The organism is Faecalibacterium sp. OF04-11AC (assembly GCF_003460645.1).
Lineage (GTDB): Bacteria > Bacillota > Clostridia > Oscillospirales > Ruminococcaceae > Faecalibacterium > Faecalibacterium prausnitzii_I.
On the sequence record NZ_QTVP01000014.1, the window covers coordinates 1 to 25,443 of the forward strand.

General features: G+C 56.6%; 20 protein-coding genes, 2 tRNA genes and 4 pseudogenes. 10 read left to right on the forward strand and 16 right to left on the reverse strand.

Annotated features, from left to right (window positions below; translation table 11 throughout):
- Positions 1-212: 212 nt before the first annotated feature.
- From DXA70_RS08195 to DXA70_RS08205, 3 genes are all read right to left on the reverse strand, one after another.
- Positions 213-298 (reverse strand) — tRNA-Tyr (locus DXA70_RS08195).
- 624 nt (positions 299-922) lie between these two features.
- Positions 923-2,347 carry a site-specific integrase gene (locus DXA70_RS08200; RefSeq protein ID WP_128118172.1) on the reverse strand — a complete coding sequence of 475 codons (1,425 nt, stop codon included), beginning with the start codon at positions 2,345-2,347 and terminating at the stop codon, positions 923-925.
- The gene (locus DXA70_RS08205; protein WP_128118173.1) at positions 2,310-3,086 is read right to left on the reverse strand and encodes a hypothetical protein; all 777 of its coding nucleotides are present in this window, start codon (positions 3,084-3,086) and stop codon (positions 2,310-2,312) included. Before DXA70_RS08205 ends, DXA70_RS08200 begins: the two co-directional genes overlap by 38 nt.
- Before the next feature lie 197 nt (positions 3,087-3,283).
- Between DXA70_RS08205 and DXA70_RS08210 the strand changes: the two genes are divergently transcribed.
- The 10 genes from DXA70_RS08210 (at position 3,284) to DXA70_RS08260 (ending at position 7,739) form a co-directional block, all read left to right on the forward strand.
- Positions 3,284-3,484: a hypothetical protein gene (locus DXA70_RS08210; protein ID WP_128118174.1), complete on the forward strand. Its 201-nt coding sequence runs from the start codon at positions 3,284-3,286 to the stop codon at positions 3,482-3,484.
- A complete protein-coding gene (locus tag DXA70_RS08215) occupies positions 3,481-3,714 on the forward strand; it encodes a helix-turn-helix domain-containing protein (RefSeq protein WP_128118175.1) in 234 nt (77 codons plus the stop codon). The genes DXA70_RS08210 and DXA70_RS08215 overlap by 4 nt, the downstream gene beginning before the upstream one ends.
- Before the next feature lie 16 nt (positions 3,715-3,730).
- The gene (locus DXA70_RS08220) at positions 3,731-4,033 is read left to right on the forward strand and encodes a hypothetical protein (protein ID WP_128118176.1); all 303 of its coding nucleotides are present in this window, start codon (positions 3,731-3,733) and stop codon (positions 4,031-4,033) included.
- Between the two features lie 10 nt (positions 4,034-4,043).
- Positions 4,044-4,334: a DUF6291 domain-containing protein gene (locus DXA70_RS08225; protein WP_207660162.1), complete on the forward strand. Its 291-nt coding sequence runs from the start codon at positions 4,044-4,046 to the stop codon at positions 4,332-4,334.
- A complete protein-coding gene (locus DXA70_RS08230; RefSeq protein ID WP_128118178.1) occupies positions 4,331-4,732 on the forward strand; it encodes a hypothetical protein in 402 nt (133 codons plus the stop codon). Before DXA70_RS08225 ends, DXA70_RS08230 begins: the two co-directional genes overlap by 4 nt.
- Positions 4,729-5,550 carry a hypothetical protein gene (locus DXA70_RS08235; protein ID WP_128118179.1) on the forward strand — a complete coding sequence of 274 codons (822 nt, stop codon included), beginning with the start codon at positions 4,729-4,731 and terminating at the stop codon, positions 5,548-5,550. The genes DXA70_RS08230 and DXA70_RS08235 overlap by 4 nt, the downstream gene beginning before the upstream one ends.
- Positions 5,551-5,676: 126 nt before the next feature.
- Positions 5,677-6,012, forward strand: a complete 336-nt coding sequence (locus DXA70_RS08240; RefSeq protein WP_128118180.1) for a hypothetical protein — start codon at positions 5,677-5,679, stop codon at positions 6,010-6,012.
- A gap of 39 nt (positions 6,013-6,051) precedes the next feature.
- The gene (locus DXA70_RS08245) at positions 6,052-6,303 is read left to right on the forward strand and encodes a hypothetical protein (protein ID WP_128118181.1); all 252 of its coding nucleotides are present in this window, start codon (positions 6,052-6,054) and stop codon (positions 6,301-6,303) included.
- An 845-nt stretch (positions 6,304-7,148) separates the two neighbouring features.
- Complete coding sequence (locus DXA70_RS08255) at positions 7,149-7,475, forward strand: hypothetical protein (RefSeq protein WP_128118183.1); 327 nt, start codon at positions 7,149-7,151, stop codon at positions 7,473-7,475.
- 27 nt (positions 7,476-7,502) lie between these two features.
- Complete coding sequence (locus DXA70_RS08260) at positions 7,503-7,739, forward strand: hypothetical protein (RefSeq protein WP_128118184.1); 237 nt, start codon at positions 7,503-7,505, stop codon at positions 7,737-7,739.
- Positions 7,740-8,485: 746 nt separating this feature from the next.
- On the opposite strand, the gene DXA70_RS08265 is transcribed toward DXA70_RS08260, so the two are convergent.
- From DXA70_RS08265 to DXA70_RS08325, 13 genes and pseudogenes are all read right to left on the reverse strand, one after another.
- A tRNA-Thr gene (locus DXA70_RS08265) sits at positions 8,486-8,560 on the reverse strand.
- Positions 8,561-8,641: 81 nt separating this feature from the next.
- Positions 8,642-9,505 (reverse strand): 16S rRNA (adenine(1518)-N(6)/adenine(1519)-N(6))-dimethyltransferase RsmA, encoded by an 864-nt coding sequence (gene rsmA / locus DXA70_RS08270; RefSeq protein WP_022257038.1) that lies wholly within the window; start codon positions 9,503-9,505, stop codon positions 8,642-8,644.
- 86 nt (positions 9,506-9,591) lie between these two features.
- Complete coding sequence (locus DXA70_RS08275; RefSeq protein ID WP_128118185.1) at positions 9,592-10,983, reverse strand: S41 family peptidase; 1,392 nt, start codon at positions 10,981-10,983, stop codon at positions 9,592-9,594.
- A gap of 143 nt (positions 10,984-11,126) precedes the next feature.
- On the reverse strand, positions 11,127-12,428 hold the full coding sequence (locus DXA70_RS08280; protein ID WP_243001240.1) for a M23 family metallopeptidase: 1,302 nt from the start codon (positions 12,426-12,428) through the stop codon (positions 11,127-11,129).
- An 18-nt stretch (positions 12,429-12,446) separates the two neighbouring features.
- Positions 12,447-13,352 (reverse strand): permease-like cell division protein FtsX, encoded by a 906-nt coding sequence (locus tag DXA70_RS08285; RefSeq protein WP_128118186.1) that lies wholly within the window; start codon positions 13,350-13,352, stop codon positions 12,447-12,449.
- Positions 13,349-14,038, reverse strand: a complete 690-nt coding sequence (ftsE, locus tag DXA70_RS08290) for a cell division ATP-binding protein FtsE (RefSeq protein WP_128118187.1) — start codon at positions 14,036-14,038, stop codon at positions 13,349-13,351. The genes DXA70_RS08285 and ftsE overlap by 4 nt, the downstream gene beginning before the upstream one ends.
- A 125-nt stretch (positions 14,039-14,163) precedes the next feature.
- Positions 14,164-15,249 (reverse strand): helix-turn-helix domain-containing protein, encoded by a 1,086-nt coding sequence (locus tag DXA70_RS08295; RefSeq protein WP_022257044.1) that lies wholly within the window; start codon positions 15,247-15,249, stop codon positions 14,164-14,166.
- Positions 15,250-15,510: 261 nt separating this feature from the next.
- A pseudogene (locus DXA70_RS08300) lies at positions 15,511-16,214 on the reverse strand (pseudouridine synthase).
- Positions 16,215-16,320: 106 nt separating this feature from the next.
- A complete protein-coding gene (gene purB, locus DXA70_RS08305; RefSeq protein WP_022257046.1) occupies positions 16,321-17,766 on the reverse strand; it encodes an adenylosuccinate lyase in 1,446 nt (481 codons plus the stop codon).
- 208 nt (positions 17,767-17,974) lie between these two features.
- Positions 17,975-21,666 (reverse strand): annotated as a pseudogene (locus tag DXA70_RS08310) (phosphoribosylformylglycinamidine synthase).
- Positions 21,667-21,855: 189 nt separating this feature from the next.
- Positions 21,856-23,160, reverse strand: a complete 1,305-nt coding sequence (gene purD, locus DXA70_RS08315) for a phosphoribosylamine--glycine ligase (protein ID WP_128118188.1) — start codon at positions 23,158-23,160, stop codon at positions 21,856-21,858.
- Positions 23,161-23,430: 270 nt separating this feature from the next.
- A pseudogene (locus DXA70_RS08320) lies at positions 23,431-24,610 on the reverse strand (phosphoribosylaminoimidazolecarboxamide formyltransferase).
- Between the two features lie 31 nt (positions 24,611-24,641).
- A pseudogene (locus tag DXA70_RS08325) lies at positions 24,642-25,441 on the reverse strand (IMP cyclohydrolase).
- Positions 25,442-25,443 lie beyond the last annotated feature (2 nt).

The window sequence follows — 25,443 nt, forward strand, 5'->3', positions numbered from 1 at the left end:
AAAACAGAAACTCCAGCACCCGGTTCGGATACTGGAGTTCTTGGTGGGCGCGGGTGGATTGCGCGAGCCGCGCATCTAAAAAAGCCCCTCAGGGGCTTTTTTGCCGCCGGGACGGATAGCGGCGGCCGATGCTGTTCGAATCCACCCGCCTGCGTGAGTTTGCTGTTTGTGCAAAAGAAAAACGCTCGTGTATTTCTACACAAGCGTTCTCTTGGTGGGCGCGGGTGGATTCGAACCACCGAAGCTGAAAAGCAGCAGATTTACAGTCTGTCCCCATTGGCCACTCGGGAACACGCCCATATTCTTTTCACAGTCCGTGCCGGACTGCCTGTATATCTTACCACTGCCCCGGGGATTTGTCAAGTTTTTGCCGCAAATTATTTTGCAGGAATGCGGGCAGCCTCTTTCCAAAAGAAAAACACCCGAACCCTCAACGGATTCAGGTGCCTTAAATGGAGCTGGTGACAGGAGTTGAACCTGCAACCCACTGATTACAAATGCGCACAAAATGATTTTCTTATGTTGCATCGTATTTGCTTTCAAATAGATAATTCGTCATTTTTTCATTTTTATGTTATGGATTATTCTCTTGCGTTTCGTGCCGTTGTCGCACTTCTGTCGCACTTTTGTCGCACTTGCAAGCGATACCATAAACAGGATGCAAGAGCCAACGAGGGCAGCGCATCGAGGATAAAGCCAGCATCCAACACACACACGATGGGGAGAGCCAGACACACCCCAGCAGGGAACGAGGGTATAACAAACCGTTCACCCCCTGCCCGGCGGGGAATATGGGCTTGACCCCTACCCCATGCGGTCATAGCCGAGAGTATCCCGCCCAAACAAAAAGGCGAAATTTTCCAAAGAGAATAAAAAGGCAGTCCACAAGCCCGGTATAATCACCGCTGTGGACTGTCTTTCTTTATGCGTGGTTCTTTTCTTTGATACGTTCAAAGGTGCTTTCTAGGCTGTTTGCCGCCGCTGCATCTGCTGATTGAATTGCGCTTGTGTAAATGTTCAGCGTGGTTGAAATGTTAGCGTGTCCTAACCGCCCGCTAACTGCCGATACTGGCACATGGTCGGCAATAAGCAAGGTTGCGTTGGAATGGCGCAAGCTGTGGAAGTGGGCAGAAGTCAGGTCATTTGCTTTCAAGAATTTGCTAAACCAGCTTGTAATGCTGTGTGGGTCGAATGGCGCACCGTCCGCCCTTGTAAAAATCAGGTCGTTTTTAATGGTCTTGCCGCATATATCAACCGTGCGCACCCACGCTGACCCCATGCGCAAACACTGCTCCCGCTGTATCTGGCGGTATTCTCGCAGCAGCTCGATACAGTTATCACCTACCCGGATAATCCGCCGGGAACGCTTGGTTTTGGGCGGGGCAAAGACAACACCCGCACCCGGTATTCTCTGCATTGAACGTTCAAAACGAATCGTTGCCCGCTCAAAATCCACGTCAGCCCAACGCAGCGCACACAGTTCTTCACGCCGTGCGCCTGTGAACAGCGCAAGTTGTGTCATGGTCGAATAAAGCGGGGGCGCAGTTTCGAGGGCTTTCAGAAGTTGCGCTATCTCGTTTTCATCCAACACTTGAACGTCTGGCGCTTCATGTTTTGGCGGCTGCACCCGGTCACAAGGGTTTGAATCAATCAGTTGCCACACCACAGCACGAGAGAATACAGAAGATAAGAATGCGTGATAGTGCTGCAACGTGTTTCCATTCAGCTTGCCGCCCTCTTTGGCGTGTTCTGCAAATGCTTTGGAGAAAGCAAGCCCGGCGGCACTAGATACCTTTTCAGCCGTTGCCCTGCTGACGTTTTCGCCCTTGCATACTGTGTTCATCGTCCGTTCTGAAATCCCCGCTTTGTCGGTAACTGCTTTCCGTTTTCCTTTTGGCAGTAGATCGAGCAGGGCTTTTGTGCCTGTATAGGTACTGTCTTGTCGGATATTCGATTCACCCAGATTCTTATAGAACCGCATTATATGGTCTGGTTTGATTGCAGACAGCTTGAAGCAGCCCAGAGCCTGACGCACACGAGGGGCAAGTTTTTTGTAGTCGTAAACCGTCCGTTCACGCAGTTGCGGTTCTGCATACTCGCTGAAATACTTGTCTAACAGGGCATCGAAAAGCATATCAGATTGAAGCGTACCATGCAAAACAGCTTGTTCAAATTCATCCGCTTGCCGTTGTAGTTCTTTATCCAGCTTGCGCCCGGTCATTCCCGGCGGGGGTGTAAGGGTCTTTGTCTTGCAGATGGGTTTGCGGTCTTTATCTCGCCCACAATATACCCTTGCAAGATAAGCTGTTTTACCGTCCTTTTTTGTTCTTTTTATTAGCTGTGCCATTTTTTCCACCTATATCTTTATAAGCCGCTTGCGCATCACTATTCAGTTTTTCCGTGTACATCGTAACAGCTTTTTGCGCCTTATACTGTTCTAGTTCCATACTTACGGAAAAGGTTGTATCTACTATAAATTCTTTTCCTGTTCCGTACTCCGTGCCGATCGTCATACCATCTTCTCGTTCGCCTGTCAATTCGTATCGCTTTCTTTTGAGTGCATCATACTTTGCTAATGTTTCATAGTTGTTAATATGTCGAATGATTCCCAGAAGCGAACCATCCACAATCATTTTTGAAAGCAATTCGATTTCTTCATCTGTCCACGCTCTAGGCGGCAGAGTTTTTTCTTTTATCGCTCTTTCTGCTTCCTCTGGTGACATGGGCTTAAACGGTGGATTGTAGTTTAGCCTTTCTACCGCCTTATCAGAAAGCCGTGTTAATTCCGCCGCCGCTCTAACATCTGGTTTGCTAGTTCGTATATCTTTCTGTGAAAGCCCAAGAAGCCAATCGGCAGACACACCAAACAATACCGCTGCACGATAAAGCACTTCAATAGATGCTGCTTGCGTTTTCGCTAAATATCCAGTCAATGACGAACCAGAACACTCCAACATTTCTGCACATTCGTTGTGTGTTTTCTTTTCATCATGTTTCAAATCATCGATTAAATCACCCATGTTTCCAGCAAAAGATATAACAGCAGGGGTATTGATTTCTGGTTTCTTCATTTTTGGTTTTCTCATTTACACCCTTCCTTTATTCGATATATCGAATTAATAGCAGTATTTATTCGATATTGTTTTTTATATCCATCCAGACGAAAAATCAGCCAATCATGTGGTACAATCGGTATGTCGAACGGCTACAATGTTGTTTCGATATATCGATTATACATTCTTTGTGATTCTCTGTCAATATGAACAGAGGGAAAGGAAAACACATGGTAACGAACACTCGCCCCAATCGTGATATTCGGAGAGCTGCCGCATTCTCTGGCGTTTGCCTTTGGCAGATTGCGGATTCTTTGGGAATCACCGATGCGAATTTCAGTCGAAAGCTCCGCAGGGAGTTGCCCGCCGACGAAAAAGAAAAAATCATGCAGATTATCAAAAATATCAGCGGAGAGGATGGCAAAGAATGAGCAACGCCATTACACTGCCCACCATGCTGCCAGTTAAGGAAGCAGCCGCCCGCTTTGGTCTGTCCCCCTACTTCCTGCGCAATCTTTGCCACACCGGGCAAGTCCGATACATTGCAGTTAGTCGAAACCGCTGGTTAGTCAACGCCGAATCCGTTGCCGAATTTTGCAAAGGCATCCCGGCGGAATCCCGGCCCGACACTGTGCAAGGCATCCGAAAAATCACACTTTAATCGAGAGGAGTAAATCATGGTTCATCTTTATGGCAAATTCTACCTCACCGCCGACGGCAACAGCTACACCGTTGGTATTCCGTCCGCAGTCAGTGACCGCCGCAGAGCAAGCGGGAGAACCGCCCCTCTTATGCGTGAAGCACGTTACTATACCACGCTGGAAAACGCCGTGCAGGGCGCAGCGAATAGCGCACTCCGGGATTGCATCGCATCCGATGAAGTTCAGAGCTTGCACGATGCTGTCGAAGCACTCCGCACCATTAGCAAAGAAATCCGTGTCGCTGTATCGGTGCTGGACACCAACACCGCCGGGAAGTGATGGTGATATTTTGGGCAACAGTTTCAAATTTTTTGTGTCGTACTTAAACGCTGCCGAGAAGTTGAAGCCAAAAGAACGAGGTGAATTTCTTTACGCAGTTGCAAAGTACGGCATCACTGGCGAGGAAATACCGTTAAGAAAATCATTACAACCGTTATGGGATGCAGTCAAGCCCAATCTTGAAGCAAGCAGAAAATATCAGACCTACGGCGAAAAAGGTGGTAGACCTAAAAAGCCCCTTTTGAAAAATCCGAAAGCCCCCTTTCTGAAATTCAAAAACCGAACAAGAAAGAGAACATGAATAAGAACATGGAAGTGGATAAGAACACGAACATGGATTATTCAGCTGCTGGCGCAGCGAGTGAGGGCGCAACCCAACAAGACAGGCAAGATATTTTTGCGGAGTTTGCTGGTACAGATTCAGCCCTTTCGCAAGCCTTACAGGATTACGACACCATGCGTCAGGAGAAGCACAAGGCTTTAACCGACACCATGCGGCGCAGCCTGTGCGAACAGCTTAACGGCGAGTTCCAGCCCTGTGAATGGGTCGCAATCATCAAACAGGCAACATTGCACGGTTGGATGAAATTCTATGCGCTGGACGAACCGAAGCCCCAGCAAAGCCAGCAAAGGCCGCTGACCGCAGAAGAAGAATACACACGCTTATTTGATGAAACATTCGGGAGCATAACGCAATGACGAAAGAAAAGCTGATTCAGTGCCTTTCTACGATTGATTCACATTTTGGAAAGAAGCAGGATGCAGAAGTCCGCCGGGCTGAAATGCTTGTGTATTCCTCTGTGCTTGGCAGTGTCCCGGACGAGATCGCATTGAAAGCCTTGCCCGCTGCCTTTGCGGTCTGCCGCTTTCAAAGTCAATTCATTGTGGATTGGAGCAACGCTATCAAAGAGTTGCAAGCTGCCGCCCTGCCCTCTGCTTCTGAATCGTGGGCGCAAACCCGGCGGATTGCTAAAAGGATGCAAGACAACCTCTATCATGCCCGGTATGGCGGCATCATGACCCACGAGGGCAGAATCACACCGTATCAGTTGAGAGAGGAAAACCGTAGGATGTTCAGGGAGTTGCCCCCAGCTGTTCAGGCATGGGCGGGTTCACCTGATGATTTGGCAGATCTCTTTAATCGGTCACAGTCGGATTTACTACAATTCGTCAAGCCGGGCTTTGACCGTGCTATAAAGGAAGCAAGCATAAATCAGGCATTCAGAAAAGAACAGGGGCGTTGCCAAGTGACGTTGCGAGAACTGCGCTTGCAGCACATCAAGCGGTTTAATCACCCACCCGGCGGCAGTCCCTGCCCCACCTGCAACGGCAGCGGTCACTATCTTGTTGAATGGTCAAGCCCTAATCTGTACTTTGGTCTGCTAACCATGTGTCCCACTTGCAGACGGTATGAAGTCACAAATAATCTGTGGTGGTGGGAGTGGATTTTACCAGAGATACAGGAAGAATACAGCAGGGCTTTGAACGCATCGACAGGAGAGCGAAGAAATGAATAGCCGTAAACAAAAAGAAGCTGCCCCATGTGTTACCAGCACACAGGACAGCCGAGAGCGGGAAAATATGGCTACTATCGTTCCCGCCCTCTATTATATCACATCATCGTTTAGAATGGAGGGATTTCTTTGAAAATCTATGACATTGTGCCGCAAGGCGAAGAAAACGCAATCCCTGCCGCAGAGGTCTGCCGTATTTTGGGAGTAACGCCAAGAGAGCGTCGAGCCATTGCCGCAAGGGAATTAAACGAAGGGCTGTTAGTCCTTTACACCACCGAACGTCCCGGCGGATACTTCAGACCCAGTCCGGGAGAGAAGGGCAGACAGGAGATTCAACGATTCAGAGCAAGAGAACTTGCCCGGTTGCGCTCTTTTGGCAAAAAAGTCAAGGTTGCTGACGATATTTTGAAGCAGTGCGCCGGACAGACCCAGCTTGACCCGCCGTGCGCCCTTAAAGAAGTTTGACCCACCCTATACACACATATTAAAAGGAGTTTTTACATTATGGTCATTAACCACGTTGACAACCGTTCCTTGTACTATCACACCATCAACCGAGAGAGCAACAAGCTGTTGATTGATAAGATGCACGAGTGCTTTCATCTGTTGCAGCAGATTCAGGATAAAGACATCAGCGGCAAACTGTATCTTACCATTTCTGACGCTGTGGACATTGCCGAAGACCACGCTTTTGACGTTGGCGCAGCTTTGCAGGCAGCAATCAGCGAGGACGAACTGACCGCACACGATGAATAAACCAGATTGATTTATTTTGACGAAATCACGCCATTTTTATGAATCGTGTTTTAGTTGGTTTTATTAGTCATAGCTAACCAGCTAAAAACAAAGAATCCCTGCACCCGGCTTGAACGTCAGATGCAGGGAATATTTTTGCAACAAAATTATATACTTTTTGAAACAGAGATTCTAGGAATCATGCGGTTATTTACTTGCCTTAAACAAGGCTTGAAAGAACCAAAATCCAAAAAGCAGACAACCGATAATAGTAGCCATAACACAAGCCCCCTTATTCCTCGATAGGTGATTCTTCATCTGCTGGATGCTCTTTCAAGAAATCGTCAGCCGCCTGTTTCAGCACAGCGTTTGGAGTAGTCCCGGCGGCTACACAAGCAGCCCGGAATCTGGCAGCATAGTCTTTCTTTACTCTGCATCCGAGAATAGTCATGTTTTCTTTATCCCATTTGGCATTAGCCTTTTCCGTGCTTCTGTTACCATATAAAGCCCCCTTGTCGTGTAGATCGGTGATTCTTCTTGTTTAACAGTATACCATAAAAGCACACAATTTAACAGTACAAAACAGCACAATTTACACTGTTTAATATTGTGCATCCTGCTAATAGACATATACTATTAAATAGTGTATACTATAATCACAGCGAGGGAGCGACACCGGATAAGGGATGAAGATACGGAACCGGGAGCGCAAGAGCATAACGCCAGCTAAGCCAGTAATCCCACTCCGAAAGCTGTATAAAAGAAAATGCCCGGTGTTCCATCGCCAAACAGACACACCGAGCAAACCCAAAGGGGCAAGGCAATTATAACAGCCCTGCCCCACATTGTAAAGTGAGGTAGTAAAAATGACGTACAATCTGCATGAAATCATGTGCAAGGCGTGGAAGCTGTTCCGCAAGGGCATCGGCACATTTGCCGAATGTCTGCACCGGGCATGGAACAGCGCAAAGGCTGAACCCATCAACGCCCAGCGCATTGCAGAAGCCCAGCAGACCGCCGGGATTGAAGAAGAATGCCGGACGTGGGCAGACTGGAAGAAGCAGGGGCGTGAAGTCCTGCACGGTGCAAAGGCCGCTTTCCAAGTCCTCTTGATTTACGCAAGCAAGGGCGACAATGCAAGCTATAAAGCATCGTTCTTCCCTGAATCCCTTACCCAGCCGATGAACGCATAATCACGAGATATAGAAAGGACGTACAAAATGAACGAGCAGAACAGCACCAAGCGCACCGCAGAAGTTAGCCAGATCGCAAGCCTGATTCGAGCCAAAGCCCAGAAGCACCCCGAAGTGATTGATATTGTGGTCGCTCTGGTTGACAGGGTATCACGGAGCAGCCAGCCAGAGATTGAAGCGTTGGGCAAGCAGCTTGAACAACACGAGGGCGATTATCCTGCTATTATGAAGCTGTTGGGCATCCAGCCCAGCCCCCAGCACTAAACAGCACACAGCACAGCGCAGAGCCTTGTTTTAGCGGGTTCTGCGCTTTTTCTTTGCCCAGTAATGAAAGTATATTGCCAGACCCCGAAAGCCTGTTTCCCACGCATTTGCACAGGCATCCCACGCACCCAGAAGCGAAGCCGATGCAATGCCGCCACATCTGGCGGTATCTTTGAGGGCGTATCCCCAAAAGTGGGGACACCTTCACAGGTGGGTGCATCCAAAAGCGGATTGACGCAGCCAGGAAGCCGCCGGGCATCACAATTCTGTGATAGTGCTATCAGGCAGACCGGGCAGGGGGTCGTAATTGAAATGCACTCAATTTTGAGGGCATCGAAACCCGCTCAATTTTGAACCGATTACACAGATTGGTGCAGTCAGGCAGATTGACCTCATCGCCGCTTGTGTCGATGCTGACACTTTTTTGTGTCGGGGTTGTCAATCTAACAGACACCCTTGTGTATAGGGTCGGTATTAGATACCGCTCCCCCATAAGTGGGGGAATATGTAGGTGGGTCGTGAAACGCTACACACCCAGCCCATAGCAGGGGCAAGGATAGCTCATTATACAGCCGTATGATATAGGGCAAGGCATACAGAACAGGGGCGCACACTGTCGCACTAGATGCTGTTTTGTGGGATTTGTCGCACTTTTGTCGCACTTTCTAGCCATTTCACAACGCATATAAAAGCAAAAATCCCACGATACACGCCGCCATTTCAACGGTATATCGTAGGATTTTTCTTGGAGCTGGTGACAGGAGTTGAACCTGCAACCCACTGATTACAAATCAGTTGCGCTGCCATTGCGCCACACCAGCAGACATTACATGGGATATTATATCACCAGAATGCCGGTTTGGCAAGTTCAACTTTTGCGGCTGCTTCATTTTGCTTTTTTCTTATGCGTTGGCCGCTTTCAGCGCCTGCTGGATGGCGGCAAAGTCCTCCAGGGTCAGCGCCTCGGGGCGGATACGGGCGTCGAAGCCTGCGGCCTCAATGGCGTGGATGACATTCTCTTTGGGCAGCGAGAGGCCGCTGGCGATGGCGTTGGCAGCGGTCTTGCGGCGCTGGCCAAAGGCCGCGCGGATGAGGGCAAAGTAGCCCTCCTCGTCCTCTACCTGCACGGCGGGGGTGGGGCGGATGTCCATGCGGACCACCGCGCTGGTCACCTTGGGAGCTGGGTAGAAGCTGCCCGGAGCGGCGGTGAACATCATCTTCGAGGTGGCGTAGTAACTCACCGCGCAGCTGATGGCGCTGGAAGCCCGGGTGCCGGGGGTCGCGGCCAGACGGTCGGCTGCCTCTTTCTGGACCATGACGGTCAAGCTCTCGATGGGCAGGCGGTCGCCCAGCAGCTTCATGACGATGGGGCTGGTGATGTAATAGGGCAGGTTGGCGCAGAGGGCCACTGGCATCCCGGGGAATTCCTCGGCAATGAGGGCCCGGAGGTCCACTTTCAGCACGTCCTGCATGACCAGTTTAAAATTGTCCACCCCGGCCATCGTCTCAGCCAACAGGGGCGGCAGGCGCTCGTCCACCTCAATGGACACTACCTTGGCAGCCCGCTTGGCCAGCTCCCGGGTCAACACACCGATGCCGGGGCCGATCTCAATGACACCATAGCGCTTGTCCACGCCGCTGACGTCCACGATCTTCTGGGGGATGCCCGGGTTGATGATAAAGTTCTGCCCGAATCCCTTGGAAAGGGCAAAATCGTATTTTTCGCACAAAGCGCGGACGTAAGACAGGTCAGTCAGCTCCGGCATAGGTTCCATCCTTTCGTGTTATCACATTTCTGGCAAAAAGGCCTCCGGCACTGCGCCGGGGGCCTTTTGTTGATTCACTTGCTGTTTCAGCCGTTGGAGGATGCGGCGCTTTCAGCCGCCTCACTGGATGCTTCAAAAGATGCAGCCTCGCTCTCGCTGACGGCTTCGCTCTCCGCGGCAGACTCGCTTTCCGCGCTCACTTCACTGTCGGCACCGGCATCCTCTGCAGCCGCGCTGGAAGCGGCCTCGTTGACACCGCCCACAGTGGTAGTGCCGCTGAGCTGTTGAGCCGTGCTGACGGCACGCTGGATCTGCGGGTCGGTATCGAGGGTAAAGTCGTAGTAGCTGGTCTGCTCATCGGCAGTCAGGCTGCGCTCCACATCCACGGTCAGGCCCGTGCCGTCAAAACAGGAGCCGTCGCCGCAGAGCAGCTTTGCCACCGTGACCACCACAGCGCTGCCATCGGACAGACGCTGGGGGCTGGACTGGATGGTGCCCTTGCCCATGGTGGTGGTGCCCACCAGCCGGGCCCCGCTTAGGGTACGCAGGCTGGATGCAAACAGCTCCGCCGCGCTGGCCGTGTTGCCGTTGACCAGGCAGACCAGCGGCAGGTCGATGGCGCTTTCGCCGGTGCTGCTGCCCAGCAGGGTGCGGTTGCCGTACTTATCCTCGGCATAGGCCAGCGTCCCCTCCGGGGTGATGAGGTCGATGCAGCTGATGGCATCTTCGAGGATGCCGCCGCCGTTATCCCGCAGGTCAAACACCAGGCTGGTGGCCCCGCTGGCGGTCAGGCTGCGCAGGGCGTAATCCAGCTCACTGGGAGTGGTGCCATCGAACTGCCAGATTTTGATGTACCCCACCGAATCCTGCAGCAGAGCAGAATCCACGGTGGTAGCGGTATAGCCGGAATGGGTCAGGTCCGCGTTGTGCTCCGAGGCCTCACTGTCCAGCCAGGTGACATTGACACTGGTGCCGGACTCGCCCCGCAGGCGGGTCTGGACGGTTTCCACACCCGACATGCTCTTGACATCATTGCCGTCCACAGCGGTGATGTAATCGCCCACTTTGATCCCTGCTTCCTGGGCGGGAGAATCCGTATACACCTTGGTGACCTTGGCATAGCCGGACTGGTCGATGGCCAGCTCCACACCAATGCCCAGCAGGGTGCCGTTCTGGACGTTGATCAGGTCGGTATAGGCGGAGGCAGTGTAGTACCGGGCGTACTTATCGCCGGTGCCCAGCAGGTAGCCGGCGCTCAGGCGGTCGTAGAGCACCGTCTCGTCGATATCATAGTAATCGTTGCCGCGCACATAGCGGTCTACTTCGGCCAGCTTGTTGTACATGCTCTCTTTTTCTTTGACGCTGGACACGGTGCTGTCAAACAGCCGCATGGCCAGCAGCATGGTAATGGAGAACGTAACGGTCATGGCCAGGATGACGATGGTGACCGCCATCCCCAAAGAGATCTTCCGATTCATTTCCGTTCCTCCACGCTCAGACCAGCAGCATCAGCACCACGCTCCCGAGGACCGAGAGCAGGAACACCCCTGCAAGCAGCAAACAGCCAACGCGCAGAAAGCGCTTGCGTTTTTCTTCGTTCATAATAGCCAAATGGCCTCCTTTATCTCATGGGGATATAACCGCGGGGGTTGACCGCGTTCGCCTTGGAACCGCCGCGCCACACTTCCAGGTGGAGGTGGTTGCCCGTGGAATTGCCAGTGCTGCCCACATAACCGATGACCTCACCCTGCTTGACATACTTGCCTGCCGAGGTGGCCACCGAGCGCATATGGCCGTACAGCGTACTGTAAGCCACACCGTCCGACATTTTGCCGTGATAGATGATGACATAGTTGCCATAGCCGCCGCTGGACCAGCCAGCCACCTGCACATAGCCGCTGGCGGCCGCATAGATGGGCGTCCCCGCGGGGGCGGCAAAGTCGGTGCCAGCGTGGAGCTTGTTGACGCCGGAAACCGGGTTCTTGCGCCAGCCGTACTCACTGGAGATGCGGGTATAGCTCTTGAGCGGGCAGATGAAGCCGGTAAAGCTCAACTGGGGCTGCGCCGCCGCAGCCGCGGCGATCAGCTTCTGGATCTCTTTCTTGACGGCCTCGTAGTTCATCTCATCGGACTCGATGGCCGCCTTGGCATCCTGCTGGGCTTTCTGGGCCTCAGCCGCACTCAGCTGGGCTTCCCGGACGCTGGAATTCAGCTCGTTCTGCTTGGACTGCATCTGGCTGTTCTGGGCGTCCAGCTCGGCCTTTTTGCTCTGGAGCTGGGTGCGTTCCTCTTCCAGCGCAGCCTTATCGTTCTGGAGCGCCTCTTTGGCGTTCTTCATGTTGTTGAGGATCTCGGTGTCTTTGATGGAGATATCCTGCATCACTTCATTGAACGTCAGCAGCTCGTACAGGTCGTTCACCGAGGCCAGCATGGCCACGCTGCCGCCGTCCCGCAGCTCCTGCATGGCGGCCATGTGCTGCTTGAAGCCGTCCCACTGGTCCGCGATCTCCGCTTCCTTGGCGGTGATTTCCGCTTGCTTGGCGGTGATCTCCTGCTCCTTGACGCCGATGCTGTTCTGCACATCGGCGATCTGGCTCTTGAGCACGCCGATCTGCCCCTGGATGACCGTGACCTTTTCTTTCAGGTCGGACTCCAGCTGCTTGGCGGCGGCCTCTTTCTTCTTGGCATTCGAGAGTTCTTTCTTGTGCTGCTCAATGGACTGCGAGAGCTTGTTGAGCTTGTTCTGCAGTGAGGACATGCTGGTGGCTGCAGAGGCTGGATAGACCGTGACGCTCAGGGTCAGGCAGGCCGCCGCCACAAAGAGGCAGGCTGCCCGGATGAACGTGCCGCGGCCGCCGCGGGGCTTTTCGTGGGCCGGGCGGTGGTACAGGACAAACCCTGCGGAATGTTTTGGGTGTTTCACTGAGGGTGCTCCTTTCGCTTACACATTGAGATGTTTGCGGATGGAGAACATACTGCCGAAGCCGCCGACGATGGCACCGCCGGCCAGGCTGTAGAACAGGATGTTGCGCCAGACATATTCCAGCGGCACCAGAGCCGTGCCCATCAGCAGCTGCCACAGGCCGCCCAGCGTGCTGGACGCCTGCACGATATACGCGTACCCGCCGATGGTAACGCCCGCTGTGAGCAGACCGGAGAGCAGGCCCATGGTCAGACCCTCAATGACGAACGGCAGGGTGACAAGGGCGTTGGTGGCGCCCACATATTTCATGATCTCAATTTCCCGGCGGCGGGCAAAGACGCTGAGGCGGATGGTGCTGCCCACCGTGATGATGCTGACGATCATCAGCACCAGCACGATGCCGCGGCCCATCTGCGTGACGGCCTGCTGCACCTGCACAAACGTGTTGGTCATCTCAATGGGAGCCGCCACGCTGTACACGCCGGGGATCTGCTGGAACGTCTGGCTCATGGCGCTCATCTGGCTCAGGTCGCCCAGCGAGACGCGGTAGTTGGCCTTGAACGGATTGTCCGTCTCAAACTCATCCAGCAGGACGGCGTAATCCGCCATATACCCCCGGTACTGGTTGAGGACGTCCTCTTTGGACATATACTGCATCCGGCTCACACCCGGGGTGGCGGCGATCTTCTCCCCTACCGACTGGACGGTGGCGTCGTCCGCATTGGGGTCCACATAGACCACCATCTCGTTCTGCTGGCCCAGGTAATTGACCATGCTGTCCACGTTGACTTCGACCAGGGTGGCAAAAATGTTCAACGTCATGCAGACGCTGAGGGAGGCGATGCAGGCAATGGTCATGGCCCAGTGCTTGCCCAGGTTGCGCACGCCGCGCTTGGTAAGGAACGCGAAAGTCGAGGGCTTCATACCAGCACCTCCTTTTTATCCGCGGGAACATCCGAGATGATGCGGCCCTCTTTCAGGGTGACGACACGCTGATGGAAGCGGTGCACGAGCTCGTGCTCATGGGTAACAACGAGGACGGTAATGCCCATTTCGCTTACCCGCTCCAGCAGCTCCATCATCTCAAGGCTCAGCTCGGGGTCGATGTTGCCAGTGGGCTCGTCTGCAATGACCAGCTTGGGGGCGTGGGCCAGGGCGCGGGCCACGGCCACACGCTGCTGCTCACCGCCGGAGAGGAACTCCGGGTAGACATTGGCCTTATCCTCCAGATGCACCAGCTCCAGCATGTAGCCCACCCGCTCTTTGATCTGTTTGCGGCCGATGTTGGTCACATGCATGGCAAAGGCAATGTTCTCATACACCGTCATGCTGGGGATGAGGCGGAAATCCTGGAAGATAATGCCCATCTGGCGGCGCAGGTAGGGGATCTGGCGGCGGCGCATCCGGGCCACGTCCCGGCCGTCCACAAGCACCTTGCCCTCGCTGGGCACTTCCTCGCGGAGAATGAGCTTGAGCAGGGTGGATTTGCCCGCGCCGGAGTGGCCCAGCAGGAACACGAACTCGCCGTCGTCCACATGGAAGTTAATATCCTCCAGCGCCAGCTTGCCGCCCTTTTTATATTCTTTGGAAACGTGTTCAAAATCTATCATGAGATGGATACTCCTGACTTTTGAATTTGCGGGTCAAGAATTTTTCCCGAAAAAGAACCGGCCAGCATCGGGTTTCGAGCGGCCGGTTCTGCGCCGGCGGCCCTTGCAGCCGCCTTGGCGAAACATCAATATTTGGCCGGGTTGTTGGACAGGTACTTCTTGACCATCAACGCCACCTTGAAGACGATAGCGTCATCGAACTCACGCAGGTCCAGGCCGGTCAGCTTTTTGATCTTTTCCAGACGATACACCAGCGTATTGCGGTGGACAAACAGGCCGCGGCTGGTTTCAGAAACGTTCAGGTTGTTTTCAAAGAAACGCTGGATGGTGAACAGCGTCTCCTGATCCAGGCTCTCGATGCTGCCCTGCTTGAACACCTCGCGCAGGAACATCTCACACACGGTGGTGGGCAGCTGGTAGATCAGGCGGGCGATGCCGAGGTTATCGTAGCGGATGATCTGCTTCTCGGCATCAAACACCTTGCTCACTTCCATGGCGATCTGGGCTTCCTTGAAGCTGGTAGCCAGATCCTTGACGTTGGCAATGGGGGTGCCAATGCCGACGACAGCCTTGATGTAATGCTCGCCGGAGAGGGTGTCCACAATGCTGGCGGCCAGCTTCTCCATATCGGAGCGGTCGATGCCCTTGCGGATCTCCTTGACGAGGACGGTGTCCGTCTCGCTGATATTGAAAACGAAGTCCTTCTGCTTATCAGGGAACAGGCTGCTGACCACATCGTAAGCGGAGATATCGCCGCCGGAGGTCACGCGCACGATGAACACCACACGGGAAACATCGGTGGCAAAGTGCAGCTCGCGGGCCTTGGCGTAGATATCGCCGGGCAGGATGTTGTCCAGCACGACGTTCTTGATAAAGTTGGACTTATCGAACTTTTCGTCATGATACTGTTTGATGCTCTGCAGGCTGATGGAGAGCACCGCGGCAAACTGGCCAGCCGTCTCGTCAGCGCCTTCCACAAACACGGCATAGTCGTTATGCTTTGCGCTGGAGAACTGCTGGTAGGTGTAACCGTCCCGCACAAAGCGGTCGCCCGCGGTCAGGCGTTCAGCCATAAAGCCCTCACGCACCTCGCCGATCAGGTTCAGCTCGGAGCAGGAGATCACCGCGCCGGTCTCATCCACCACGCCGACCACACGGTCGATCGCGTCTTTCATCTGGTAGATCACGCTCTGAAATACTCTATTGGCCATAAATGGATACCCCTTTTCCTCTTTTGTGCAAGCCGCTGTGGCATGGATTGTGATTTTTAACAATTTCGCCGCTTTACAATCTATATTTTACACAAAAGAATTTACTTTTGCAACATATTTCACCAAAAAAGTTTCTATTTTCTTGGTCAAATTATCTGCCGGAGTCGTTTTTCGGCCAAAAAGTGCCTTTTTGCGTGGTTCTTGGCCCTATTTTAACGGCTAAATGTGATGCTTTTTTGAAATTCGCGTGAAAAGCCGACCTCATTTCGTGGTAATTTCTGCCACTTCAGCCGCCGTCAGCTCCCGCCACTGGCCCGGAGCCAGCGTTTTGTCCAGCTCCAGCCCGCCGATGGCATCCCGGTGCAGCCCGTTGACGCCTGCGCCGTACACGCCGAACATCCGCTTGATCTGGTGGTACACCCCCTGCTTGAGCACTACCCGCACCACAAGGCCGTCCTCCGAGAGGGCGCTCACCTCTGCCGGGGAGAGGGCCGTGCCGTCCGCCAGGGTAACGCCCTCGGCAAAGCCCTGCCGCATCTCTTCGGTCAGCGGGGTGTCCAGCGTGACGGTGTAGGTCTTGGAGACATGGCGCTTGGGGGCCAGGATGTCGTGGGCAAAGCCGCCGTCATCCGTCAGCAGCACAAAGCCGGTGCTGGTCTTGTCCAGCCGCCCGGCCGGGAACAGCTCCCGCCGGGGGTAGGCATCCCCTACCAGATCCACCACGGTGGTATCCCGCTTATCGGCGGAGGCGCTCACCACCCCCTCGGGCTTATTGAGCATGAGGTAGACGAATTGCTGGTACGCCAGCGGCTGGCCGTCCACGGCCACGGTATTGCTGTCTTTGAGCTGGGTGTCGCCTTTTTTGCAGACGGCTCCATTGACCGTCACCCGCCCCTTTTGCAGCAGGGTTTTGCCTCGCTCCGGGTGCACTGGGCCGTTTCGGCCAGATATTTATCGAGACGCATGGTTTTGCTCCTAAAATCATTTTTGTCCCATTTTATCATGTATCGTGTTTTTCCGCAACAGAAAAGAGGCCACTGCTTTACGGCAATGGCCTCTCCATTCTGATTCTCAGACGCTCAAACTCGCGTGCTGCTCCACAGCATCGGGGTTGGCGTCAAAAATGGGCTTGAGGATGTGGGCGATGAACTCGTCCACCTGCTGGGGTGCACGGCCCACAAAATTCTCCGGCACCAGACCGGCCACGATCTCCTCTTTGGTCAGGCCAAAGGCGGGGTCCGCCGCAACACGGTCCACCATATCGTTGGGCAGGCCCTCTTCCTTGACCTGCTTGCCGGCGGCAATGGCGTGCTGGCGCAGGCGCTCGTGCAGCTCCTGACGGTTGCCTCCCTTTTCCACGGCCTGCATCATGATGTTCTCGCTGGCCATGAACGGCAGCTCTGCCATCAAACGGCTGCGGATGACCTTGGGGTAGACCACGATGCCGTCGGTGACGTTGAGCATGATGTTCAGGATCGCGTCGGCAGCCAGGAAGCCCTCGGCCATGGCGATGCGCTTGTTGGCGCTGTCGTCCAGGGTGCGCTCAAACCACTGGGTGCCCGTGGTGATGCTGGGGTTGAGCACGTCCACCATCAGGTAGCGGGCCAGGGCGCAGATGCGCTCGCACCGCATGGGGTTGCGCTTGTAGGGCATGGCGGAAGAACCGATCTGATTCTTCTCAAAGGGCTCCTCCATCTCCTTGAAGTTGGCCAGCAGACGCAGGTCGGTGGCAAACTTCATGCAGCTCTGGGCAATACCGGCCAGCGCGTTGAGGATGAATGCATCCACCTTGCGGCTGTAGGTCTGGCCCGAGACAGGGATGACGGCCTCGCGGTCAAAGCCCATCTCCTCGGCGATGGAGGCATCCACGGCGCGGATCTTGTCGGCGTCGCCCTTGAACAGCTCCATAAAGGAAGCCTGGGTGCCGGTGGTGCCCTTGACGCCGCGCAGCTGCAGGGTAGCCAGCCGGTGGTCGATCTCGTTGAGGTCCATCACCAGTTCGTTGGCCCACAGGGTGGCGCGCTTGCCCACGGTGGTGGGCTGGGCGGGCTGGCAGTGGGTGTAGGCCATGCAGGGCATGTCCTTGTACTCCTTGGCAAAGTGGGCCAGCTTGGCCAGCACGCCAATGAGCTTTTTGCGGATGAGCTCCAGGCCCTGCCGCATCACGATGATGTCGGTGTTGTCGCCCACATAGCAGCTGGTAGCACCCAGATGGATGATGCCGGCGGCCTTGGGGCACTGCTGGCCGTAGGCATAGACGTGGCTCATCACGTCGTGGCGGACCAGCTTCTCCCGGGCAATGGCGACGTCATAGTTGATATCGTCCACATGGGCTTCCAGCTCGGCCACCATCTCGGGGGTGATATTGGTCAGGCCCTGCTTCATCTCGGCCCGGGCCAGCGCCACCCACAGGCGGCGCCAGGTGCGGAACTTGTTGTCATCCGAGAAGATGTACTGCATCTCATCGGAGGAGTAGCGGGTGGAAAAAGGGCTGATATAACGGTCATGCTGAGACATTGGTTTTCCTCCTGACAGAACCTCTCCGTCATCGCTTGCGCGATGCCACCTCCCCTGCAAAGGGGAGGCTTTGGCATTTCGGAAAGTTTTTCTTTTTCGCCTGCGGCTCTTCTACGTTTCACGCAGGAGTCCCCCTCTTTGCCAAGGGCTCCCCTTTCTTAGGGGAGCTGTCGCCGTCAGGCGACTGAGAGGTTCTTCTATTCTACCATCAAATCTTGAAATAGTCTACGCCGCCCTCGAAGATGGGCTGGTACTTATCGCCCGTGACGTTCTTATACAGGTACTGGCCGCTGCGCTCGGAGTGGCCCATCTTGCCGAAGACACGGCCGTCCGGGCTGGTGATGCCCTCGATGGCCAGCACCGAGCCGTTGGGGTTGTAGCGCTGGTCCATGGTGGGCTGGCCCTCCAGGTCCACATACTGGGTGGCCACCTGGCCGTTTGCGATCAGATTGTCCAGCACCTGCTGGGGTGCCACAAAGCGGCCCTCGCCATGGCTGATGGCCACGGTATACTCGTCGCCCACGGCGCACTTGCTCAGCCAGGGGCTGCCCGTGGAAGCAATCCGGGTGCGCACCAGCATACTCTGGTGGCGGCCAATGGTGTTGAACGTCAGGGTCGGGTCATACTGGCTGATCTCGCGGATATCGCCGTAGGGCACCAGACCCAGCTTGATGAGGGCCTGGAAGCCGTTGCAGATGCCCAGCATCAGCCGTCCCGCTTCTGGAGCAGGCTGCGCACGGCCTCGGTGACGGCGGGGCTGCGGAAGAACGATGCAATGAACTTGGCGCTGCCGTCCGGCTCGTCGCCGCCGGAGAAGCCGCCGGGCAGCATGACGATCTGGCTGTTGTCAATGGCCTTGACCAGAGCCTCGCAGCTGGCGGTGACGTCCGCCGGGGTCAGGTTGCGGATGACGAGGATCTCCGGGTCCGCACCGGCCCGGGCAAAGGCCTTGGCGGTGTCGTACTCGCAGTTGGTGCCCGGGAAGACCGGGATGATGACTTTCGGTTTTGCCACGCCGATCTTGGGGGCGGCGGGAGCAGCCAGCTGGCCGTCGATCTTCTCCACGGTGGAGCCTGCCTTGCGGTAGGGGTACACGGGCTCCAGCTTGGACTCCCAGATCTCCTGCAGCTGGGCCATATCCAGCTTCTCGCCGCAGCACTCGAACATGTAATCTTTGGTGGTCTCGCCCAGCAGCTCACCGGCCGGAGAGTCGGAGACCATTTCCAGCACGATGGAGCCGTACATGGGCTCAAACATCTCGCCCGTGCTCTTGTCGGCCATCATCTTGAAGCCGATGTGGTTGCCCAGGCCCATCTTGAACAGAGCCTCGGCCAGGCCGCCAAAGCCCACGGAGCAGGCAGCGGCCACCATGCCTTCTTCCATCATCTGCTCCACCATCTTGTAGTTGGCTTTCAGGGAAGAGAAGTTGGGGCAGCCCGTCTCGGGGTCGAGGATGGGGCGCACCAGCACGACGGTGCTCTCCGGTTTCTTGAACTCGGTGGAGACCACACGGCCTGCCTTGCCGATGGCGGTAGCAAACGATACCAGCGTGGGAGGCACATCCAGTTCCTCAAAGGAGCCGGACATGCTATCTTTACCGCCGATGGAGCCAATGCCCAGGCCCATCTGGGCATCCAGCGCGCCCAGCAGGGCAGCCAGCGGCTTGCCCCAGCGCTCAGGCTTATTGCCCAAGCGCTCGAAGTATTCCTGGAACGTCAGATAGGCGTCCTCGAAGCGGAAGCCGGAGGCCACCAGCTTGGTAACGCTCTCCACCACGGCCATACGGGCACCAACATACTGGTTGGCGCTCGTCAGGTAGGGGTTGTAGCCCCAGGCCATGCCGGAGCAGGTAGTCGTCTCGCCGTCCACCGGCAGCTTTGCCACCATGGCGTTCTGCGGGGTGAGCTGATAGGCACCGCCAAAGGGCATCAGGACGGTAGCGGCTCCAATGGTGGAGTCGAACCGCTCAGACAGGCCCTTTTTGCTGCACACGTTCAAATCGCCCACCATGTGCTTCATCTTCTGGCCAAAGGTGATGCCAGACCACTGGGGCTGCCAGACGGTGCCCTTTTCGATATGGACATTCTGGTGCTTCTCGGCACCATTGGAGTTGAGGAACTCGCGGCTGATGTTGACGATGGACACACCGTTCCAGACCATGTTCAGGCGTTTTTCCTCGGTGACCTTTGCCACGGGGGTCGCCTCAAGGTTTTCCTCGTTGGCCAGGGCAATGAACTTGTCCACGTCCTCCGGGGCCAGAGCCACGGCCATCCGCTCCTGGCTCTCGCTGATGGCCAGCTCGGTACCGTCCAGACCGTCGTATTTCTTGGTGACCTTGTTCAGGTCGATGTACAGGCCATCGGCCAGCTCGCCAATGGCGACAGACACGCCGCCGGCGCCAAAGTCGTTGCAGCGCTTGATCATCTTGCAGGCGTCTTCCCGGCGGAACAGGCGCTGCAGCTTGCGCTCGATGGGAGCGTTGCCTTTCTGCACCTCGGCACCGCAGTGGTCCAGGCTTTCCAGGTTGTGGGCCTTGGAGGAACCGGTGGCACCGCCGATGCCGTCGCGGCCGGTGCGGCCGCCCAGCAGGACGATGACATCCCCGGGGGCGGGGCACTCGCGGCGGACATGGGAAGCGGGGGTAGCACCCACGACCGCGCCAATCTCCATCCGCTTTGCCACATAGCCGGGGTGATAGATCTCATCCACCTGACCGGTCGCCAGACCGATCTGGTTGCCGTAAGAAGAATAGCCTGCGGCCGCGGTGGTGACCAGCTTACGCTGGGGCAGTTTGCCGGGCAGCGTCTGGCTGACGGGTACCAGCGGGTCGCCCGCGCCGGTGACGCGCATGGCCTGATAGACGTAGCTGCGGCCGGACAGCGGATCGCGGATAGCACCGCCGATGCAGGTGGCAGCACCGCCGAACGGCTCGATCTCCGTCGGGTGGTTGTGAGTCTCGTTCTTGAAGAGGAACAGCCAGTCCTCCTCCTTGCCGTTGACATCGCACTTGATCTTGACGGTGCAGGCGTTGATCTCGTCGGACTCGTCCAGATTCTTGAGGATACCCTGCTTTTTCAGCTCCTTGGCACCAATGGTGGCCAGGTCCATCATGCAGCGGGGCTTGTTCTCCCGGCCCAGATCCGCGCGCATGGCCATGTAGCGGTCAAAGGCTTCCTGCACCACGGCGTCGTCGATCTGCACATCGTCCAGAATGGTGCCGAACGTGGTGTGGCGGCAGTGGTCGGACCAATAGGTGTCGATCATCTTGATCTCGGTGATGGTGGGGTCCCGCTTCTCGGAGCGGAAATACTCCTGGCAGAACTTGATGTCGCCCAGATCCATGGCGAGGCCCTGCTTGTTGATAAATTCTTTCAGGCCCTCTTCCTCCAGCTGGTTGAAGCCCTCCAGCACGGCCACGGCGGTGGGGACGGGGTACTCCATCTTGAGGGTGGCCTTTTCCTCCAGCGAAGCCTCGCGGGCTTCCACCGGGTTGATGACATATTTCTTGATCTCAGCCAGCTGCTCGTCGGTCAGAGCGCCCTGCAGCAGGTAGACCTTGGCGGAGCGGACCAGCGGGCGCTCGCCCTGGCTGATGAGCTGGATGCACTCGGCGGCAGAATCGGCGCGCTGGTCGAACTGGCCGGGCAGGTACTCCACCGCAAAGGACACGCCGCCATCCTGAGGCAGGGTGTCGTAGGTGTTGTCCACCGGCGGCTCGCTGAACACGGTGGTGGCGCACTGGTGGAACAGAGCTTCATCAATGCCCTCCACGTCGTAGCGGTTGAGCAACCGCACCCCGCTCAGGGACTGGATGCCCAGCAGCGAGACCAGCTCATTTTTCAGGCCCTCGGCTTCCACATCAAAGCCGGGCTTTTTCTCGACATAAATACGATAGACCATTGGAGATCGTCCTCCTATCATCATTTCAAGCTGTCCTTCCTACAACCTCTCAGTCTCACTCCGTTCGACAGCTCCCCTTGTAGGGGAGCCTTTGGCAAAACCATGAGGCTTTTCCTCTTCGCCAGAGCCTCCCCTGCCAGGAGAGGTGGCATCGCGCGGCGATGACGGAGAGGTTGTACAGAGCAGCTGTTATTCTTTCTCCGCAATTGCTTTCAGGGCCCGGAAGCCGATGTCCGTCCGCTTGTGCAGCTTCTCGAACGAGATCTTCTCGGCGGCGGCGTAGGCCTGGGTGATGGCAGCGGTCAGGCGGTCAGCCGTGGCCGTCACGCCCAGCACACGGCCGCCGTTGGTCACCAGCGTGCCATCCTCTTGGATGGCCGTGCCGGAGTGGTAGACCGTGATGTTCTCCTCCCCTGCCAGCTGGCCGTCCGTCAGGCCGGAGATTGGCTTGCCTTTCTCGTAGCTGACAGGGTAGCCGCCGGAGGCCAGAATGACACAGGCAGCGGCACCGTCCGAGAATTTCACCTCGGTGTCTGCCAGGGTGCCCTCGGTGCAGGCCGTCATGATCTTGAGCAGGTCGCTCTGGAGCAGGGGCAGCACCACCTGGGTCTCAGGGTCGCCGAAGCGGCAGTTGTACTCAATGACCTTGGGGCCGTCCGGGGTGAGCATGAGGCCGAAGTAGAGGCAGCCCTTAAAGGGGCAGCCCTCGGCGTTCATGGCGTGGATGGTGGGCAGGAAAATTTTCTCCATGCACTCGGCGGCGATCGCCGGGGTGTAATAGGGGTTGGGAGCCACCGTGCCCATGCCGCCGGTGTTCAGGCCGGTGTCGTGGTCATTGGCACGCTTGTGGTCCATGCTGGACACCATGGGCTTGACCACCTTGCCGTCCGTGAAGCTCAGCACGCTGACCTCCGGGCCGGTGAGGAATTCTTCCACCACCACATGGTTGCCGGAAGCGCCGAACTTTTTGTCCAGCATGATCTCTTTCACGCCGTCGGCGGCCTGCTGCTCGTTCTCGCAGATCAGCACGCCCTTGCCTAGCGCCAGGCCGTCGGCCTTGATGACCACCGGGTATTTGCCCTCAGCCTTGATGTACTCCATGACCTTGGCCGGGTCGTCGAATGTCTCATACTTTGCGGTGGGGATGCCGTATTTCTTCATCAGGTCCTTGGAGAAGACCTTGGAAGCCTCAATACGGGCAGCAGCCTTGTCCGGGCCAAAGGCCGGGATGCCGACCTTTGCCAGCGCGTCCACCATGCCCAGCGCCAGGGGGTCATCCTGGGCCACCACGACATAATCAAATTTTTCTTCGGCCGCAAAGGCCACCATGGCCTCCACATCCGTGGCCTTGATGTTCTTGCACTTGGCGTCATAGCTGATGCCGCCGTTGCCCGGCGCGCACCATACCTCGCCGCAGTCCGGGCTCTTTTTCAGCGCCTTGATGATGGCGTGCTCACGCCCGCCGCCGCCGACTACTAAGATTTTCTTTTTCATATCTGTACCTTCTTTATGAAAGCATTGTCTGTACATCGCTTTTGGGCGGCGGAAGTTTCTCCGAAGACCGTCCGCTGGGGTAGGACCCTGCTGCCGTAGGCAGCAGGGCGGGCGATGGAATGGCCTGCAACAACAATGACCGCCGCCAGTGGCGGAATCAGGGAATTGTTGTTGGGGCCGCGGCCAGCAAAACGCAAGCGCAAGCGCAGCGGATGCTGGGAGCCGCAACTCGTATTCGTGTCCGAGGAGAAAGCTTCCGTTGCTCTTTGCTTAGTGATGGAACAGCCGGATGCCGCAGAACGCCATGGCGATGCCGTACTTGTTGCAGGTGTCAATGACCTGCTGGTCGCGGATGGAGCCGCCGGGCTGGACGATGGCCGTCACGCCGGAGCGGCGGGCACGCTCGATGTTGTCGCCAAAGGGGAAGAACGCGTCAGAGCCCAGGCAGACGCCCGTTACATGGCTCAGGTACTCTTTCTTCTCTTCGGCGGTCAAAGGCGCGGGCTGCTCGGTAAAGGTCTCGGCCCAGACATCATCGCCGATGACATCTTCCGGCGTATCGCCGATGTAGACATCGATGGCGTTGTCCCGGTTGGGCTTTGCCACATCATCGCGGAACGGCAGGTTGAGCACCTTGTCCATGTGGCGCAGCTGCCAGTTGTCGGCTTTCTGGCCGGCCAGACGGGTGCAGTGGATGCGGCTCTGCTGGCCGGCACCCACGCCGATGGTCTGGCCGCCGTAGGTGTAGCAGACGCTGTTGGACTGGGTGTATTTCAGGGTGATGAGGGCAATGATGAGGTCCCGCTTCTGCGCCTCGGTCACGGTCTTGTTCTCGGTGACCCAGTTGGTCAGCATGGTGTCGGCGTTGATGGCCAGCTCGTTGCGGCCCTGTTCAAAGGTGATGCCGTACACCTGCTTGTGCTCCACGGGGTTGGGCTTGTAGTCCGGGTCGATGGCGACCACGTTGTAGTTGCCCTTTTTCTTGCTGGCAAGGATCTTCAGGCTTCCGGCTCGTAGCCCGGGGCAATGATGCCGTCGGAGACTTCGTGCTGGATGAGCTTTGCGGTGGGGACATCACAGACCTCGGAGAGGGCGATCCAGTCGCCGAACGAGGACATGCGATCGGCACCGCGGGCGCGGGCATAGGCGCAGGCCAGCGGGGAGAGCTCAAAATCCGGGGCAATGTGGTACATCTTCCGCTCCACCTCGGTCAGGGGCAGGCCCAGGCCGCGCCCGCCGGGGAAACATGCTTGAACGAGGCCGCCGCGGGCAGGCCGCAGGCGGCTTTCAGCTCCTTGACCAGCTGGATGGAGTTGAGGGCATCCAGAAAATTGATGTAGCCGGGCTTGCCGTTCAACACGGTCACGGGCAGGTCGGAGCCATCTTCCATATAAATGCGGCTGGGCTTCTGGTTGGGGTTGCAGCCGTACTTCAGTGCAAGTTCATTCATTGGTGCATCCTCCTTAAAATCTCCGGTGCGTTTATTCTTCCTCAGCGTCGAGCTTCTTGAGTAGTTCCAGCTCCTCGGGCAGCAGCTCCGGCTCCTCGGGGTCGTCCAGGTCGCTGCAGACGGCGTCGTATTTGTTGAAGATCATGTCGCCGCTCTCGCCGGTCTCCAGGTCGATCACCCGGGCAAACAGGCTCACTTTGTTGTCGGCGTTCAGGCTGCTCCACAGGCCCTGGGCAAAATCGCCGATGGTGCGGGGGCAGGCAAAGCGGAGGGCTCGCCCTCAAAGCTGGGGATGGGGCTGCCGTTGTGCTTGTAGGTGCTGATGAAATGGCCCTCGCCTGCCACAGGCTGGGGGTAATCAAAGAAATAGCGCTGGACGCTCTCGCCGTTGCCGTCGGCCGATTTCAGGATGCTCATCTGGTAGCTGCCGTCCTCGTACACCACTGCCGAGATGCGGGGGGTGTAGTTGGGGCCGTCCGGCTCAAAGGTGCGGGTGCGCAGGCTGTCGGCAAAGCTCTTGCCGCGGCTCATCCCGTCGTAGATGGTATCGGTCTGGTCGCCGTTGGTCACGATATGGGTCTTGCCCAGGGTGAGCACGGGGTTGTAAATGATGAGGCTGGGGTCTTCCAGCTTGGCCGGGTCGGCTGCAATGGTGCAGATGCCGCCCCGCTCGGGCACCGGGTCAAACACCCGGTTGCGGCTGTTCTCGCTGCGGCCCATGATGAAATAGCCGATGAACATCTGCCGTCCGTCCGGGGCCTTTGCCACCGCGATGCCGCGGCCGGGGTACTCGTTGGATGCCAGATACTCGTTCAGGTTGATCTTTTCCATAG